The sequence below is a fragment of the Pseudomonas sp. TR47 genome (assembly GCF_044143025.1).
In the GTDB taxonomy this organism is placed as follows: Bacteria; Pseudomonadota; Gammaproteobacteria; order Pseudomonadales; family Pseudomonadaceae; genus Aquipseudomonas; species Aquipseudomonas putida_E.
Genome location: NZ_JBHFCS010000030.1, coordinates 33,484 through 49,581, shown reverse-complemented (window position 1 = coordinate 49,581; position 16,098 = coordinate 33,484). Strand labels below are relative to the sequence as shown.

Below are 16,098 nucleotides of genomic sequence, written 5' to 3'. Positions count from 1 at the left end.
CCTTGAGGCCCAAGTAAGGGATTGCTTTGGCCGTGTCGTCTACACCCACAAGACCCATGAAAAAATGGCGGATGCCTGCTCAGCAAGGCTCAATGGGTGGAAAATGGCCCAGCTCATTGCCTCGGCTGCGACGGCTACGGTCGCCGTTGCAGCAGGCTTCTGTGACCCGGAGTGGATCAAAATTGCTACCGGGGTATGTTCCGTCATAACCCTGCTTATCACCAGCTACATGAAGGGTTTTGATCCAGGAGGGGTTGCTCAAAAGCACCGCGATGCTGCTGCGAGTATTTGGACTATCCGTGAGTCCTACCTATCGCTGCTCACGGATATCAACGCCGGCCAGATTACCTACGACCAGGCTGCGATACGTCGCGAAGCTCTGCAGGCCCAGCTGGCTGCAGTCTACAAGAGCGCCCCACAGACCAATGGGAAAGCCTACAAAAAGGCTCAGGATGCCCTGAAGCTCAACGAGGAATACACCCTCTCGAACGATGAAGTTGACTGCTTCCTTCCTGAGGCATTCCGAAAGGAGGGCCAGCGATGAATCGAGCAACAGCTGGCGAACACTTCATTGGCGATCTCGCGACTGCATTGGATATTCCGCCTGAGCGATACGAGGCTGCGGATCGGAGCTACCGGTCGGTGTGCACCTGGCTGGAGAGAGCCGATTCGCAGTTCAACGGTGTTGATATCCAGGCGTATGCCCAAGGCTCATTTCGACTGGGCACCGTCATCCGTCCGTTAAGCGGGGAGGAGGAATACGACCTAGATGTCGTGTTCGAGTTTGACCTGAGTAAGGGGCGCAATACCCAGGAAGACGTGTACGAGGCTCTGGGGGCCGAGCTGATGGCCTATGCAAGACGCTACGGTATGGAGCCGCCGCAGGGTTGGGATCGCTGCTGGACGCTGAATTATTCGGACTCTGCACAGTTTCACATGGATCTGCTGCCTTCAGTTCCTGATGGACAGCGACAGCGGGTTCTTCGTGAACAACGAATGTTGAGCTTGGCACACGTCCAGACCTCAATCTCCATCACTGATCGCACCCACGTAAACTACAGGCTTCGATCAGATGACTGGCCTTCGAGCAATCCCAAGGGGTATGCGGATTGGTTCTACGCCAGGATGAAGCCTGCCTTCGATCAGAGGCGTCGAGCGATGATGCTGGCTGAAGCGAAAGCAGATGTTGAAGACATCCCATCGTTCCGGGTGAAGACACCTCTGCAGGCGGCCATCCAACTGCTGAAGCGACATCGAGACATGCGGTTTTCTGAGGTGGAAGACGGAAGACCCTCATCGATAATCATCAGTACCTTGGCTGCTCATGCTTACAACCAAGAGGGGTCTGTAACGGGGGCGCTCCTATCTATCCTTGCCTCCATGGATCAATTCATTCATGAGCGGAACGGGGTGACATGGATTGAGAACCCTTCTAACCCCCGTGAGAATTTCGCGGACGGATGGGAGCATGAGCCTGTCCTGAAAGAGGGATTCTATGAGTGGTTGGAAGTGGCTAGGTCAGACTTTGCCCTCGCCGCTCAGCAGGACGACATGGAGTCGGTCATAGACATACTTGCGCCACGCATGGGCCGTCCTCTTGTCGAGAGCGCAGTTCTGCCGACTAGCTTCCAGGCCCTCGCAAGATCGAGGGAGAAGCGCAGGAGCCCGAACCAGCGCCTAGCTGATGCACCGCACCGGAAACCAATGACCTGGCCTAAAGTCCCCGGAGGGAACGTGCACCTTTTAGCTCGCTCGTCACAGAACGGTTTCCGCACCGGTTATGTCAGCAGCGGAGTGCCTGTAAGGAGAGGCTGCTCTCTCAACTTCATGGCAACCACCGACGTAGCGCCACCTTTCAAGGTTTATTGGCAGATCGTGAACACAGGAAAGGAGGCTGCCAAGGACAAGGGCCTTCGAGGCGGATTCGAAATGTCGACCTCTGAGCTGGGCAGTCTCTGGAAGGATGAAACGGCCTTGTACATCGGCACCCACACCATTGAGTGCTTCATCGTGAAAGACAACTATTGTGCTGCTCGAAGTGGCCAGTTCGTCGTGGACATCAAGGCTTGAGGTGAGTTGAAACTCAGCCTCTACGCCTAACCCTCTCCTGCGACGCACCTAAGCTAAAGCCTGTTCTATTGCCTGCCTTCTCCTCGTGTTAGTAACGGGGAGGGGCGGCTGCACTCCCTTTTGGTCGCATGCCTGCAAGATCTGTCTGTCCATCTGTGTGTATGGCGAGATGTGGATTTGTGTCCACATATGGTGAGTAGCGCTGATGAATGACGCCTCTGGCCTGGTGACCTTCAAGTTCGCGCTGGCAGCGGCGATCACCGGCGTATTTTCTTTGGCCGATGCCAGCTTCAGCTTTGTCCTGGTTGCCATCGGCGGGCTGGCGGTCGGTGTTGCCCTGAGCTGGCTGATTGGCAGGCTGCGCGCCTGGATGATCGCACGTGGCTGGGATGACCCGGCCACCCACGTGGTCTTCATGCTGCTGCTGCCGTTTGCCGCCTATGTGCTGGCCGAGCGCCTTGGGGTGTCGGGCATCCTCTCGGCGGTGGCCGCCGGCATGATGCAGAGCTGGCTCGACCTGCTGCCGCGCCAGACCAGCACCCGCCTGCTCAACCGTAGCGTCTGGTCGCTACTGGAATTCGCCTTCAATGGCCTGATCTTCCTGCTGTTGGGCCTGCAATTGCCGGACATCATCAAGGCGGTGGTCAGCCACGAACCTACCCTCTGGCCGACACTGGCATGGCGTTGCCTGGATGTGCTGGCGATCTTTGCGGCGCTGATCCTGCTGCGTTTCATCTGGGTACAAAGCATCTGGCGGGCGGTCGGGGTAGTGCGTCGCTGGCGCGGCAAGCCGGCACTGGTGCTGATGCCCACGGCGCGCTCATGCTGGTTGCTGACCCTTGGCGGGGTGCGGGGTGCGGTGACGCTGGCGGGTGTGATGTCGATACCGCTGCTGATCGGGGCAGGCCAGGCTTTCCCGGAGCGCGACCTGCTGATTTTCATCGCTGCCGGCGTCATCTTGCTGTCGCTGGTCAGCGCCTGCGTGGCGTTGCCCTTTCTCTTGAGAGGCGTCACCCGAAGCCCGGACGAACGGCTGCATCAGGAGGTGCAGGAAGCCTGGCGGCGCACGGCCGAGGCTGCGATTCATGCCCTGGAGGCCGAGGACGTGGTTGATGCCAGCGCACCTCAGGATGCGGCGCAGGCGACCCTGGCCACCGAGCTCAAGGCAAGGTTGATGGCCGAATACCGCGATGAGCTGGACAGTTACAACGACACGGCCGAGGCGAGGGCCTTGGCGGAGCAGATGGACTTGCTGGAACGACGTCTGCGCCTGCGGGCGCTTCGGGCGCAGCGGTTGGAATTGTATAACCTGCATCGCCAGCATCTGGTTGGTGATGAGGTGGTGCGGCAAGTGTTGGGGGAGCTGGACTTGAGCGAGGCGAACCTGGGGGCAGTCAAATGAGCCGCTGTAGCTCAAGCGCCGGCGAGCCGGTGTTTGAGCTACAGTGCGGCACTCGGTCAATCAACGGGTTTGCACAAACGCACGAATCCGCTCAGCCGCCTCGATGCACTCGGCCAATGGTGCGACCAGTGCCATGCGTACCCGCCCGGCCCCCGGGTTCACGCCATCCACTTCACGCGACAGGTACGAACCAGGTACCACCGTCACATGCTGGGCTTGGAACAGGTCACGCGTGAAGTCGGCATCGCACCCCGGTACCTTGGCCCACAGGTAGAAACTGCCATCGGGCCGCTGTACGTCCAGCACGGGCTGCAGGATATCCAGCACGGCATCGTATTTGGCGCGGTATAGGTCGCGGTTTTCGCGCACATGCGCTTCATCCTGCCAGGCGGCGATGCTGGCCAGCTGGGTCTGCACCGGCATGGCGCAGCCATGGTAGGTGCGGTACAGCAGGAACGGCTTGATGATGGCCGCGTCGCCGGCAACGAAGCCCGAACGCAGGCCCGGCAGGTTGGAGCGCTTGGACAGGCTGTGGAATACCACGCAACGCTTGAAATCACTGCGGCCCAGTTCGGCACAGGCACTGAGCAGGCCCGGTGGTGGCGCGTCTTCGTCGAAGTACAGCTCGCTGTAGCATTCATCGGCGGCGATCACGAAATCATGCTCGTCGGCCAGTGCGATCAGCTTCTTCAGGGTGTCCATCGGTACCAGTGCGCCGGTGGGGTTGCCCGGTGAGCACAGGAACAGGATCTGGCAGCGTTTCCATACCTCGGTGGGTACGGCATCGAAGTCCGGGTTGAAACCGTTGTTTTCCAGGCACGGCAGGTAATGCGGGGTGGCGCCGGCGAGCAGGGCCGCGCCTTCGTAGATCTGGTAGAACGGGTTGGGGCTGACCACCAGGCCATCATCGGCGCGGTTGACCACGGCCTGGGTAAAGGCGAACAGTGCTTCACGGGTGCCGTTGACCGGCAGCACATGGCGGTCCGCGTCCAGCCAGCCGCTCGGCACGCCGAACCGGCGTTCGCACCATTGGCCGATGGCCTGGCGCAGCTCTGGCAGGCCGATGGTGCTGGGGTAGACCGCCAGCTTGTCGAGGTTGTCGGCCATGGCCTGGGCGACGAACGCCGGGGATGCGTGCTTCGGCTCACCGATCGACAGGGCGATGGCGCGCTTGTCCGCCGCGGGCTTCACGCTGCCCAGCAGGGCGCGGAGTTTCTCGAACGGGTAGGGCTGAAGCTGGGTCAAGGCATGGTTCATCGGCGCAAGGTCTCGTCAATCGTCTAATCGTTAAAAGGTCACGCGAGTCGGGCTGGCATCGCTGGCCTGGCCGGCCTGCAGCTGCTGCACGATCGCTTCCTGCAGGCGGCTGCACAGCTGCGGGTCGGACAGCGGCTGGTTGTCGGCATCGGTAATGAAGAATACGTCTTCCACGCGTTCGCCGAGGGTGGCGATCTTGGCGTTCTGCAGTGACAGGTCGAACTCCAGGAAGATCCGCCCGATCCGCGCCAGCAGCCCCGGGCGGTCCGGCGCGGTGATCTCAAGGATGGTCACCGCCCGCTGTGCATCGTTGAGGATGGTCACCTGCGGCGGGAAGTTGAAATGCTTGAGCTGGCGGGGTACCCGTCGCTGGATGATGGTCGGGTAGTCCTCGGGGTTGCGCAGCGCCTCGGTCAGGCCGTCGCGGATCTGCTTGACCCGTTGCGGGTTATCGCCGATGGAGCCGCCGTCATTGTCGAGCACGATGTAGGTGTCGAGCGTGAACTGGCTGCTCGAGGTGATGATGCGCGCGTCATGGATGTTCAGGTTGAGCTGCGACATGGCCGCCACGGTCACGGCGAAGAAATCGTGCTGGTCGGGGGCGTAGATGAAGATTTGCGTGCCGCCCTCGAACTCCCGCTGTGTGGTTTCCTTGATCAGTACCAGCGGCCCGCCGTCGGCGGGCTGCTGCAGGATCGCATCACTGTGCCAGGCCACATCGGCGGCGTTGTGCTTGAGGAAGTAGTCGTCACCCAGTTGCGACCAGAGTTGCTCGACGTCGTCCGGGTCGGTGCCCTCGCGCACGAGGATATCCAGCGCCGCACTCTGTGTCTGGCGGATCTGCTCCTCGCGGTCCAGCGGGTTTTCCAGGCCGCGTCGCAAGGCGCGTTTGGTCTCGCTGTACAGCTGGCGCAGCAGGCTGGCGCGCCAGGAGTTCCACAGGCTGGGATTGGTGGCGTTGATGTCGGCCACGGTCAGCACGTAGAGGTAGTCCAGGCGCGTCTCGTCGCCGACATGCAGGGCGAAGTCGTTGATCACCTGTGGGTCGGACAGGTCCTTGCGCTGGGCGGTGGTGGACATCACCAGGTGGTTTTGCACCAGCCAGACGATCAGGCGGCTATCCCAGGCGGGCAATTGATGGCGCTCGCAGAACTTATTCGCGTCCACAGCGCCCAGTTCGGAGTGGTCGCCCTGACGGCCTTTGCCGATGTCGTGGTACAGCCCGGCCAGGTAGATGAGCTCAGGCTTGGGCAGGCGGCCCATGAGCTTGCTGGCCAGCGGGAATTTTTCGGACACCGGCGTGTACTGCAGCTTGCGCAGGTGCTTGATGAGGTTGAGGGTGTGCGCATCGACCGTATAGATGTGGAACAGGTCGTGCTGCATCTGCCCGACGATCAGGCCGAACTCTGGCAGGTAGCGGCCGAGGATGCCGTAGCGGTTCATTCGCCGCAGGTTGCGATGGATGCCGATTTCGCACTTGAACAGCTCGATGAACAGGCTGGTGTTGCGGATATCGTTGCGGAAGGTGTCGTCGATCAGGTGCCGGTGCTCGCGCAGCAGGCGCACGGTGTCAGCGCGCACGCCCTTGATTTCCGGGTGCTGCGCCATCAGCACGAAGATCTCCAGCATGGCGAACGGCGTGCGCTTGAAAACGTTCGCGTTGACCGCTTCGATATAGCCGTCGTGCAGGCGGAAGCGCGCATTCAGCGGCTGGGTGGTGCCACTGTCATCGTCGGCGAGGATGACTTCCTCGAAGTGCTGGATGATCAGGTCGCACAACTGGCTGATGCTCATCACCACCCGGTAGTACTGCTGCATGAACTGTTCGATGGCGCGTTTGGGGTTTTCGTCGCTGTAGCCCAGCAGTGCGGCGATGCTGCGCTGGTGGTCGAACAGCAGGCGATCTTCGGCGCGGCCGGCGAGCATGTGCAGGGCGTAGCGCACCTTCCACAAAAAGTCCTGGGAGGAGGCCAGCAGTTCGTTTTCGCTTTCCAGCAGGAAGCCTTCGCCAGCGAGGGCGTGCAGGTTCAGGGTGCCGTACTGGCGACGGGCTACCCAAAGGACTGTCTGGATGTCGCGAAGGCCACCGGGCGAGCCTTTTACATTGGGCTCGAGGTTGTACTCGGTGTCGTTGTACTTGTGGTGGCGGGCCTTGAGCTCTGCGCGCTTGGCCAGGAAGAACTCCTTGCTCGGCCACATGTGCGCGGTGCTGGTGACCTCGAGCATGCGCTGGCGCAGGGCTTCGGGGCCGGCGATGGTGCGGCTTTCCATCATGTTGGTGATGACCGTCAGGTCGGCGCGGGCCTGTTCGGCACACTCGTCCACGGTACGCACGCTCTGGCCCACTTCAAGGCCCATGTCCCACAGCAGTGTCAGGAAGCGCTCGATGGCGTCGCGGTACTGCTCGTGTTCGGCGTCGCGCAGCAGGATCAGCAGGTCGATGTCCGAGTGCGGGTGCAGTTCACCGCGCCCATAGCCCCCGACCGCTACCAGGGCGATACCGTCAGCGTCGCCCCAGTCAAACTGCTTCCAGGCCTGTTGCAGGATGTTGTCGACGAGCCAGGCGCGGTCCTCGATCAGCCGGCGGATGTCGCGGCCGTCACGGAAACGCCTGTCGAGCACCTCGCCGGCCTGGCGGATGGCCTTCTTGAAAGCGGCGATGGGGCTCGCCTTGAGGGCCAGTTCCGCCTGGAACTGGCCGCGGTCGAACAGCTCGGGATCCACCTGGGGCATGCATCGCGTTCCTGTCGTAGAGGCTTTGGCGTGAACTCAGGCCGAAGTGCGCGGGATGGTGTCGTCCTTGCGCAGGGTGAAGATCTCGTAGCCGGTGGCGGTCACCACCAGGGTGTGCTCCCACTGCGCCGAGAGCTTGCGGTCCTTGGTGATGGCGGTCCAGCCGTCGCCCAGCACCTTGGTGTCGGCCTTGCCCTGGTTGATCATCGGTTCGATGGTGAAGGTCATGCCCTCTTTGAGCTCCATGCCGGTGCCGGCACGGCCGTAGTGGAGGATCTGTGGCTCTTCGTGGAACACCTTGCCGATGCCGTGGCCGCAGAACTCACGCACGACCGAAAAGCCGTTCTTCTCAGCGTGCTTCTGGATCACTTCACCGATATCACCCAGGCGGCAGCCAGGCTTGACCAGCTCGATGGCCTTGTACATGCACTCCTGGGTGACTTTGGACAGGCGCTCGGCCCATACCGGCACGGTACCGACGTGGAACATGCGGCTGGTGTCGCCGTGGTAGCCGTCCTTGATCACGGTGACATCGATGTTCAGCGTGTCCCCGTCCTTGAGCGGCTTGTCGTTGGGGATGCCGTGGCACACCACGTGGTTGATCGAGGTGCAGATCGACTTGGGGTAGCCCTTGTAGTTGAGCGGTGCCGGAATGGCCTGCTGCACGTTGACGATGTAGTCGTGGCACAGGCGGTCGAGCTCTTCGGTGGTGACACCGGGCTTGACGTGTTCTTCGATCATTTCCAGCACTTCGGCGGCCAGGCGGCCGGCGATGCGCATCTTCTCGATGTCTTCTGCGGTCTTGATGGTAACGGTCATTACTGGCTCTCTACGGCGCCGCAGGCGGCGCGAACAAACGGAAAAGGCCCTTATTCTATCAGAGGGCGGCTGCGAACCCAGCATCAAGCTTGAGGCTGGATTCGCAGTTCACTTCTGCGGGTTCCGTTCGTTGGCGGTCTGTGGTATAACATGCGCCGCTTTCGGGGACGACCCCGTCAGCTCAAACCCACACACGTGTCGACACGATGACCTGGGTGCCCCGCATTCTCGAAGTTCTTGTTCAGGTGCGTGGGTTGGTCATTGGGATACGTGGAGGCCCAACCCGACTTATCAAGGAACTATCATGTCCCAAGTCAACATGCGCGATATGCTGAAGGCCGGTGTGCACTTCGGCCACCAGACCCGTTACTGGAACCCGAAAATGGGCAAGTACATTTTTGGCGCGCGTAACAAGATCCACATCATCAACCTGGAAAAAACCCTGCCAATGTTCAACGACGCTTTGTCGTTCGTAGAGCGCCTGGCCCAGGGCAAGAACAAGATCATGTTCGTCGGCACCAAGCGTTCCGCCGGCAAGATCGTCGCCGAGCAAGCTGCTCGTTGCGGTTCGCCATACGTTGACCACCGCTGGTTGGGCGGCATGCTGACCAACTACAAAACCATCCGCGCTTCGATCAAGCGTCTGCGCGACCTGGAAACCCAGGCCGAAGACGGCACTTTTGCCAAGCTGACCAAGAAAGAAGCCCTGATGCGTTCGCGCGATCTGGAAAAGCTGGACCGCAGCCTGGGTGGTATCAAGGACATGGGCGGCCTGCCTGATGCCCTGTTCGTGATCGATGTTGACCACGAGCGCATTGCCATCACCGAAGCCAACAAGCTGGGCATCCCGGTTATCGGCGTTGTCGATACCAACAGCAGCCCAGAAGGTGTTGACTACATCATCCCAGGTAACGATGACGCCATTCGCGCTATCGAGCTGTACATGACTTCGATGGCTGACGCCGTCATCCGCGGCCGCAACAACGTTGCTGGCGGCACCGAAGTCTACGCTGAAGAAGCGGCTGCACCTGCTGCCGAGTAATAGACGCTAGCGTCTGCTTGGCACGCAAAAAGGGGGCTTGGCCCCCTTTTTGCCACCTTGAAATCCTGCTGTCAGCAAGCGCCCCGCATTATGGGCCGGCTGAGGTTGAAACAGCGGATTTGCAGAATTGAACGCCCGTGATGAGCGGGTGGAATGGTTGAAAAACTTTCCAAGAGGATTTTGAAATGGCAGCAATTACTGCAGCGCTGGTCAAAGAACTGCGCGAGCGTACCGGCGAAGGCATGATGGATTGCAAAAAGGCCCTGGAAAAGGCCGGCGGCGACATCGAAAAAGCCATTGACGACATGCGTGCCTCGGGCGCCATCAAGGCCGCCAAAAAGGCTGGCAACGTCGCTGCCGAAGGCGCGATCGCCGTCAAGACCGACGGTAAATCCGCCGTCCTGCTGGAAGTCAACTCGCAGACCGACTTCCTGGCTCTGCAAGACGACTTCAAGAACTTCGTCGCTGAAAGCCTCGAAGAAGCTTTCGCCCAGAAGCTGACCGATGCCGCTCCGCTGATCGCCTCGCGCGAAGCTGCTCGTGAAGCCCTGGTCGCCAAGTGCGGCGAGAACGTCAACATCCGTCGCCTGGTGCGCGTTGAGGGTGACGTTGTCGGTGCTTACCTGCACGGTAACAAGATCGGTGCTGTTGTCGTCCTCAAGGGTGGCGACGTCGAGCTGGCCAAGAACATTGCCATGCACGTTGCAGCTTCGAACCCAGAGTTCCTGGATGCGTCGGAAATCTCCGCCGAGGCCATCGAGCGCGAGAAGAACGTCTTCCTGCAGCTGAACGCTGACAAGATCGCCGGCAAGCCGGAAAACATCGTTGAAAACATGATCAACGGCCGTATCACCAAGTTCAAGGCCGAAGCCTCGCTGAAAGAGCAAGCCTTCGTCATGAACCCGGAAGTCAAAGTCGGCGAGCTGGCCAAGAAGGCCGGTGCTGAAATCGTTTCCTTCACCTACTTCAAAGTAGGCGAAGGCATCGAGAAGCCGGTCGACGACTTCGCTGCTGAAGTTGCCGCTCAGGTAGCTGCCGCCAAGCAGTAAGACAGACTCGTCTGTCGCCCCAAAGAGGCTGCCCGCTCACGCGCGCAGCCTCTTTGTCAAAGCGGGAGCGGTTTTCAAGGCCGTGCTCGCTGACGCAGTCGCTGCGTCACGTTAGAGTTACACGCAGGCTCAAGCAGCCCGCCAGAATTTTACAAACGCCGCAGGAGAGATTCGCAATGGCTCAGCAGGGCAGTGGTTATCAGGCTCGCTATAAACGCATTCTACTCAAACTTAGCGGCGAGGCCCTGATGGGCTCGGAAGAGTTCGGGATCGACCCCAAGGTCCTGGATCGCATGGCCCTGGAAGTCGGCCAGTTGGTCGGCATCGGTGTCCAGGTCGGCCTGGTGATCGGCGGTGGCAACCTGTTCCGTGGCGCGGCGCTCAGTGCAGCCGGCATGGACCGTGTTACCGGCGACCACATGGGCATGCTGGCGACCGTAATGAATGGCCTGGCCATGCGCGATGCGCTGGAGCGGGCGAACATTACCGCCATCGTCATGTCGGCCATTTCCATGGTGGGCGTGACCGATCACTATGACCGCCGCAAAGCCATGCGTCACCTGAACGCCAAAGAAGTCGTAATCTTCGCTGCCGGTACTGGCAACCCGTTCTTCACCACCGACTCCGCCGCATGCCTGCGTGCCATCGAAATCGATGCCGACGTGGTATTGAAGGCAACCAAGGTCGATGGTGTATACACTGCAGATCCATTCAAGGACCCGCATGCCGAGAAGTTCGATCATCTGACCTACGATGAAGTGCTGGATCGCAAGCTGGGTGTAATGGATCTCACGGCAATCTGCCTTTGCCGCGACCACAAGATGCCGCTGCGCGTCTTCAACATGAACAAACCCGGCGCCTTGCTGAACATCGTGCATGGCGGCGCGGAAGGAACTCTGATCGAGGAAGTTCAAAAATGATCAACGACATCAAGAAAGACGCTCAGGATCGCATGGGCAAGTCCATCGAGGCTTTGGGCCGCAACCTGGCGTCAATCCGCACCGGTCGCGCCCACCCAAGCATCCTGGACAGCGTCAAGGTCCCGGCGTGGGGCAGCGAAATGCCGCTGAACCAGGTCGCTGCAGTCTCTGTTGAAGATGCGCGCACCCTGAAGATCGTCGCCCACGACAAGAACCTCAGCGCTGCCATCGAGAAGGCCATTCTGACTTCCGATCTGGGCCTGAATCCGTCCAGCGCCGGCACCACCATCCGTGTACCGATGCCGGCCCTGACCGAGGAAACCCGCAAGGGTTACACCAAGCAGGCCAGCGCCGTTGCCGAAGACGCCAAGGTTGCCGTGCGCAACGTGCGTCGTGATGCCCTGGCTGACCTGAAGAAGCTGACCAAGGACAAGGAAATCAGCGAAGACGAAGAGCGTCGTGCTGCTGACGAGATCCAGAAGCTGACCGACAAGTTCGTCGCCGAAATCGACGCTGCGTTCAAAGCCAAGGAAAAGGACCTGTTGGCCGTCTAAGGCCGAGGTTTTTTAATGGAAAAGACCAAGCTGGCGGCACCGTCTTCGGTGCCGCGACACGTCGCGATCATCATGGATGGCAATAATCGCTGGGCGAAGAAGCGCCTGTTGCCCGGCGTAGCCGGGCACAAGGCCGGCGTCGATGCCGTACGTGCGGTTATCGAGGTATGCGCCAAGTCCGGGGTCGAGGTGCTGACCCTGTTCGCCTTCTCCAGTGAGAACTGGCAGCGCCCTGCCGAGGAAGTGGGGGCGTTGATGGAGCTGTTCTTCTCGGCGCTGCGCCGTGAGGCCAAACGCCTGAACGAGAACAATATCAGCCTGCGCATCATTGGCGACCGTTCGCGTTTCCATCCAGAGCTGCAGGCCGCCATGCGTGAGGCCGAGGCGCAGACCGCCGGTAATAATCGCTTCATCCTGCAGATCGCCGCCAACTACGGTGGCCAGTGGGATATTGCCCAGGCCGCCCAGCGCCTGGCGCGTGAGGTTCAGGCCGGCCATCTGCGTCCGGACGACATCACTCCAGGGCTTTTGCAAGCCTGCCTGGCGACGGGCGAATTGCCGTTGCCGGACCTGTGCATCCGCACCGGTGGTGAGCACCGCATCAGCAACTTCCTGCTGTGGCAGTTGGCCTATGCCGAACTGTATTTCTCCGACCTGTACTGGCCGGACTTCAAACACGAGGCCATGCGCAATGCTCTGGCCGATTTCGCTTCGCGCCAGCGCCGCTTCGGTAAGACCAGCGAGCAGGTCGAGGCTGGAGCTCGTGCTTAATGCTTAAACAACGCATCATTACCGCGCTGATCCTGCTGCCGGTCGCGCTGGGTGGTTTCTTCCTGCTCAACGGCGGGGATTTCGCTCTGTTCATCGGCTTGGTGGTGACCCTGGCGGCCTGGGAATGGGCGCGCCTGGCCGGGCTGATGGCCCAGCCGCTGCGCATTGCCTATGCCGCTGTCGTCGCCGGTGTGCTGATGCTGCTCTACCTGATGCCTGACCTGGCGCCCTGGGTGCTTGGTGCGTCGGTCATCTGGTGGGGTATGGCCACCTGGTTGGTGCTGACTTATCCGCGCAGCAGTGAGCTGTGGGCCAGTGCTGCCTGCCGTCTGCTGATCGGTCTGCTGATCCTGCTGCCTGCCTGGCAAGGGCTGGTGCTGCTCAAGCACTGGCCGCTGGGTAACTGGCTTATCCTGTCTGTCATGGTGCTGGTGTGGGCGGCCGATATCGGCGCGTACTTCTCGGGCCGTGCTTTCGGCAAGCGCAAGCTGGCTGCCCAAGTCAGCCCGGGTAAAAGCTGGGAAGGCGTCTATGGCGGCCTGGCGGTCAGCCTGGTGATTACGCTTGCGGTCGGCATCACTCGCGATTGGGGCGTCGGCCAGATTCTGCTGGGGCTCGTGGGGGCTGCGCTGGTGGTCATGTCATCGGTGATTGGTGACCTGACCGAGAGCATGTTCAAGCGCCGCTCCGGTATCAAGGACAGCAGCAACCTGCTGCCTGGCCATGGCGGGGTGCTTGACCGCATCGACAGCCTGACTGCGGCCATCCCGGTTTTCGCGGTATTGCTGTGGGCTGCTGAATGGGGTGTGATGTGACAGCGCTACAGCGCATTACGGTCCTGGGCGCCACCGGCTCCATCGGCCTCAGTACCCTGGATGTGATTGCCCGCCATCCCGAGCGCTACCAGGTATTTGCATTGAGCGGCTATTCGCGCATCGATCAACTGCTGGCGCTGTGCGTGCTGCATCGCCCGGCCTATGCCGTGGTGCCCAACGGCGAAGCAGCCGTGCGCTTGCGTGAAGGCCTGGCGGCTGCGGGCTGCGCCACCGAGGTGCTCGAAGGGGAGGCGGGCCTGTGTGAGGTTGCGGCCGCCCCTGAAGTGGATGCGGTGATGGCTGCCATCGTCGGCGCTGCTGGCCTGCGCCCGACACTGGCCGCCGTCGAGGCGGGCAAGAAGGTGCTGCTGGCCAACAAGGAGGCGCTGGTGATGTCCGGCGCGCTGTTCATGGAAGCTGTGCGCCGCAGTGGTGCAGTGCTGCTGCCGATCGACAGCGAGCACAATGCTATCTTCCAGTGCCTGCCGGGTGACTATGACCGTGGTCTGAGCCAGGTGGGTGTGCGTCGCATTCTGCTGACAGCCTCGGGCGGGCCGTTTCGCGAGACGCCTCAGGCTGACTTGGCCGATGTCACGCCAGAGCAGGCTTGTGCCCACCCGAACTGGTCCATGGGGCGCAAGATTTCGGTGGACTCGGCGAGCATGATGAACAAGGGCCTGGAACTGATCGAGGCTTGCTGGTTGTTCGATGCGGCGCCGGACAAGGTCGAAGTGGTGGTGCACCCGCAGAGCGTTATCCATTCCCTGGTGGACTACGTTGACGGTTCGGTGCTGGCCCAGTTGGGTAACCCGGATATGCGCACGCCCATTGCCAACGCCCTTGCCTGGCCGGAGCGGATCGATTCTGGTGTGGCCCCGCTGGATCTGTTCGCCATTGCTCGCCTGGATTTCCAGGCCCCCGACGAACTGCGCTTTCCGTGCCTGCGCCTGGCACGGCAGGCTGCCGAGGCGGGCAGCAGCGCGCCAGCGGTACTCAATGCGGCCAACGAAGTTGCGGTCGATGCATTTCTTGAGCGGCGTATCCGCTTCCCGGAGATCGCGGGTATGATCGAACAGGTACTGGCTCAGGAACCCGTGGTGCCTGTGCCTTCGCTGGATGCGGTATTTGCTGCCGATCAGCGCGCCCGAGAGTTGTCCCGCGAGTGGTTGAGGCGCCACGGCCGCTGATGCTGCCCGGCCCAGAGGATGTGCGAAAAGTCGTTCCGCTGAACGTCATTCGGAGAAAGACATGACTGCGCTGTACATGATTATCGGCACCCTGGTGGCCCTGGGTGTACTGGTCACTTTCCACGAATTCGGCCACTTCTGGGTGGCCCGGCGTTGCGGGGTCAAGGTGCTGCGCTTTTCCGTGGGCTTCGGCCCCGGGCTATTGCGCTGGCATGACCGCCACGGTACCGAGTTCGTGGTGGCGGCCATTCCTTTGGGTGGGTACGTCAAGATGCTCGACGAGCGTGAAGGCGAAGTGCCGCCAGCGCTGGCCGAGCAGTCCTTCAATCGCAAATCGGTTCGCCAGCGCATCGCCATCGTCGCCGCCGGTCCGATTGCCAACTTCCTGCTGGCCATCGTTTTCTTCTGGTTGCTGGCGATGCTCGGTACCCAGCAGATCCGTCCGGTCATCGGTGCGGTAGAGCCAGGCAGCCTGGCAGCATCGGCGGGCCTGGTTGCCGGCCAGGAAATTGTGTCCATCGATGGCAAGGCGACCAGTGGCTGGTCGGCCGTCAATCTGCAGTTGGTGCGTCGCCTGGGCGAAAGCGGAACATTGCAGGTTGGCGTGCGCGATGAGGGCTCCAGTGCCGAGCGTCAGTTGCAGGTCAAGCTCGACAGCTGGCTCAAGGGCGCGGACGAGCCTGATCCGATTCAGTCGCTCGGGCTGCGGCCATGGCGCCCTGTGGTTGCGCCCGTGCTGGCCGAGATCGATCCAAAAGGGCCAGCGGCGGCTGCCGGTCTGAAAACCGGTGACCGGCTGCTGAGTCTCGATGGGGTCGCCTTGACTGACTGGCAGCAGGTTGTCGATAGCGTGCGCGCCCGCCCTGAAGCCAAGGTGGTGGTGCGTGTCGAGCGCGACGGTGCAGCGCTGGATGTGCCGGTGACACTGGCACGAAAAGGTGAGGGCGAGGCTGCCGGTGGTTACCTGGGTGCCGGGGTGAAAAGTGGCGAATGGCCTGCCGACATGCTTCGTGAGGTCAGCTACGGTCCGCTGGACGCGGTAGGCGAGGGCCTGTCCCGGACGTGGAACATGAGCGTCCTGACCCTCGAATCCCTGAAGAAAATGCTGTTCGGTGAGCTCTCGGTAAAAAACTTGAGCGGACCGATAACCATTGCTAAAGTGGCGGGCGCTTCAGCCCAGTCCGGCGTGGGGGATTTCCTGAATTTCCTCGCCTACCTGAGCATTAGCCTGGGGGTTCTTAACCTGCTGCCCATTCCAGTGCTGGATGGGGGGCATTTGCTGTTTTACCTGGTCGAGTGGGCGCGCGGTCGTCCATTGTCGGATCGGGTTCAAGGTTGGGGGGTCCAGATCGGTATCAGTTTGGTCATAGGGGTGATGTTGCTCGCCCTGATCAACGATCTGGGTCGACTATAAAAGCTTCGCATTGCAAACCTGCCGCCATTTGCGGCAGGTTGTTTATTGCCAGTTGGAATAAAAGG

General features: G+C 61.2%; 13 protein-coding genes and 1 pseudogene. 11 read left to right on the top strand and 3 right to left on the bottom strand.

Features of this window, described 5'->3' with window-relative positions; translation table 11 throughout:
• The 3 genes and pseudogenes from ACEWE8_RS23445 to ACEWE8_RS23435 form a co-directional block, all read left to right on the top strand.
• Positions 1-544 (top strand): SLATT domain-containing protein (locus tag ACEWE8_RS23445; RefSeq protein WP_395589375.1); only part of this gene is annotated, 544 nt, incomplete at its 5' end.
• Positions 541-2,070, top strand: a complete 1,530-nt coding sequence (locus tag ACEWE8_RS23440) for a nucleotidyltransferase (protein ID WP_046784290.1) — start codon at positions 541-543, stop codon at positions 2,068-2,070. The genes ACEWE8_RS23445 and ACEWE8_RS23440, both read left to right, overlap by 4 nt.
• Positions 2,071-2,269: 199 nt before the next feature.
• A pseudogene (locus ACEWE8_RS23435) lies at positions 2,270-3,472 on the top strand (cation:proton antiporter); the annotation flags it as partial.
• A gap of 60 nt (positions 3,473-3,532) precedes the next feature.
• Here ACEWE8_RS23435 and dapC read toward each other — a convergent pair.
• From dapC to map, 3 genes are read right to left on the bottom strand one after another with little or no spacing between them, the layout of a single operon-like run.
• A complete protein-coding gene (gene dapC / locus ACEWE8_RS23430; RefSeq protein ID WP_046784289.1) occupies positions 3,533-4,729 on the bottom strand; it encodes a succinyldiaminopimelate transaminase in 1,197 nt (398 codons plus the stop codon).
• 30 nt (positions 4,730-4,759) lie between these two features.
• The gene (locus ACEWE8_RS23425; RefSeq protein ID WP_046784288.1) at positions 4,760-7,462 is read right to left on the bottom strand and encodes a [protein-PII] uridylyltransferase; all 2,703 of its coding nucleotides are present in this window, start codon (positions 7,460-7,462) and stop codon (positions 4,760-4,762) included.
• A gap of 36 nt (positions 7,463-7,498) precedes the next feature.
• Complete coding sequence (gene map / locus ACEWE8_RS23420) at positions 7,499-8,281, bottom strand: type I methionyl aminopeptidase (RefSeq protein WP_004375406.1); 783 nt, start codon at positions 8,279-8,281, stop codon at positions 7,499-7,501.
• Between the two features lie 304 nt (positions 8,282-8,585).
• On the opposite strand from map, the gene rpsB reads away from it, so the two are divergent.
• From rpsB to rseP, 8 genes are all read left to right on the top strand, one after another.
• On the top strand, positions 8,586-9,323 hold the full coding sequence (gene rpsB / locus ACEWE8_RS23415; RefSeq protein ID WP_012315900.1) for a 30S ribosomal protein S2: 738 nt from the start codon (positions 8,586-8,588) through the stop codon (positions 9,321-9,323).
• A 185-nt stretch (positions 9,324-9,508) separates the two neighbouring features.
• Complete coding sequence (gene tsf, locus ACEWE8_RS23410; RefSeq protein ID WP_008094914.1) at positions 9,509-10,372, top strand: translation elongation factor Ts; 864 nt, start codon at positions 9,509-9,511, stop codon at positions 10,370-10,372.
• Positions 10,373-10,548: 176 nt separating this feature from the next.
• A complete protein-coding gene (gene pyrH / locus ACEWE8_RS23405) occupies positions 10,549-11,292 on the top strand; it encodes a UMP kinase (protein WP_008094912.1) in 744 nt (247 codons plus the stop codon).
• Positions 11,289-11,846 (top strand): ribosome recycling factor, encoded by a 558-nt coding sequence (frr, locus tag ACEWE8_RS23400; protein WP_008094910.1) that lies wholly within the window; start codon positions 11,289-11,291, stop codon positions 11,844-11,846. Before pyrH ends, frr begins: the two co-directional genes overlap by 4 nt.
• 15 nt (positions 11,847-11,861) lie before the next feature.
• A complete protein-coding gene (uppS, locus tag ACEWE8_RS23395) occupies positions 11,862-12,617 on the top strand; it encodes a polyprenyl diphosphate synthase (protein WP_046784287.1) in 756 nt (251 codons plus the stop codon).
• Positions 12,617-13,432 carry a phosphatidate cytidylyltransferase gene (locus ACEWE8_RS23390; protein ID WP_046784286.1) on the top strand — a complete coding sequence of 272 codons (816 nt, stop codon included), beginning with the start codon at positions 12,617-12,619 and terminating at the stop codon, positions 13,430-13,432. Before uppS ends, ACEWE8_RS23390 begins: the two co-directional genes overlap by 1 nt.
• A complete protein-coding gene (gene ispC / locus ACEWE8_RS23385) occupies positions 13,429-14,619 on the top strand; it encodes a 1-deoxy-D-xylulose-5-phosphate reductoisomerase (protein WP_046784285.1) in 1,191 nt (396 codons plus the stop codon). Before ACEWE8_RS23390 ends, ispC begins: the two co-directional genes overlap by 4 nt.
• Positions 14,620-14,680: 61 nt before the next feature.
• A complete protein-coding gene (gene rseP / locus ACEWE8_RS23380; protein WP_115274038.1) occupies positions 14,681-16,033 on the top strand; it encodes an RIP metalloprotease RseP in 1,353 nt (450 codons plus the stop codon).
• Positions 16,034-16,098: the final 65 nt, after the last annotated feature.

Coding starts and splice junctions, on each gene's coding strand:
- dapC (WP_046784289.1), bottom strand. CDS start 4,729: ATGAACCATGCCTTGACCCAGCTTCAGCCCTACCCGTTCGAGAAACTC.
- pyrH (WP_008094912.1), top strand. CDS start 10,549: ATGGCTCAGCAGGGCAGTGGTTATCAGGCTCGCTATAAACGCATTCTA.
- frr (WP_008094910.1), top strand. CDS start 11,289: ATGATCAACGACATCAAGAAAGACGCTCAGGATCGCATGGGCAAGTCC.
- ACEWE8_RS23390 (WP_046784286.1), top strand. CDS start 12,617: ATGCTTAAACAACGCATCATTACCGCGCTGATCCTGCTGCCGGTCGCG.
- map (WP_004375406.1), bottom strand. CDS start 8,281: ATGACCGTTACCATCAAGACCGCAGAAGACATCGAGAAGATGCGCATC.
- uppS (WP_046784287.1), top strand. CDS start 11,862: ATGGAAAAGACCAAGCTGGCGGCACCGTCTTCGGTGCCGCGACACGTC.
- rpsB (WP_012315900.1), top strand. CDS start 8,586: ATGTCCCAAGTCAACATGCGCGATATGCTGAAGGCCGGTGTGCACTTC.
- ACEWE8_RS23440 (WP_046784290.1), top strand. CDS start 541: ATGAATCGAGCAACAGCTGGCGAACACTTCATTGGCGATCTCGCGACT.
- tsf (WP_008094914.1), top strand. CDS start 9,509: ATGGCAGCAATTACTGCAGCGCTGGTCAAAGAACTGCGCGAGCGTACC.
- rseP (WP_115274038.1), top strand. CDS start 14,681: ATGACTGCGCTGTACATGATTATCGGCACCCTGGTGGCCCTGGGTGTA.
- ACEWE8_RS23425 (WP_046784288.1), bottom strand. CDS start 7,462: ATGCCCCAGGTGGATCCCGAGCTGTTCGACCGCGGCCAGTTCCAGGCG.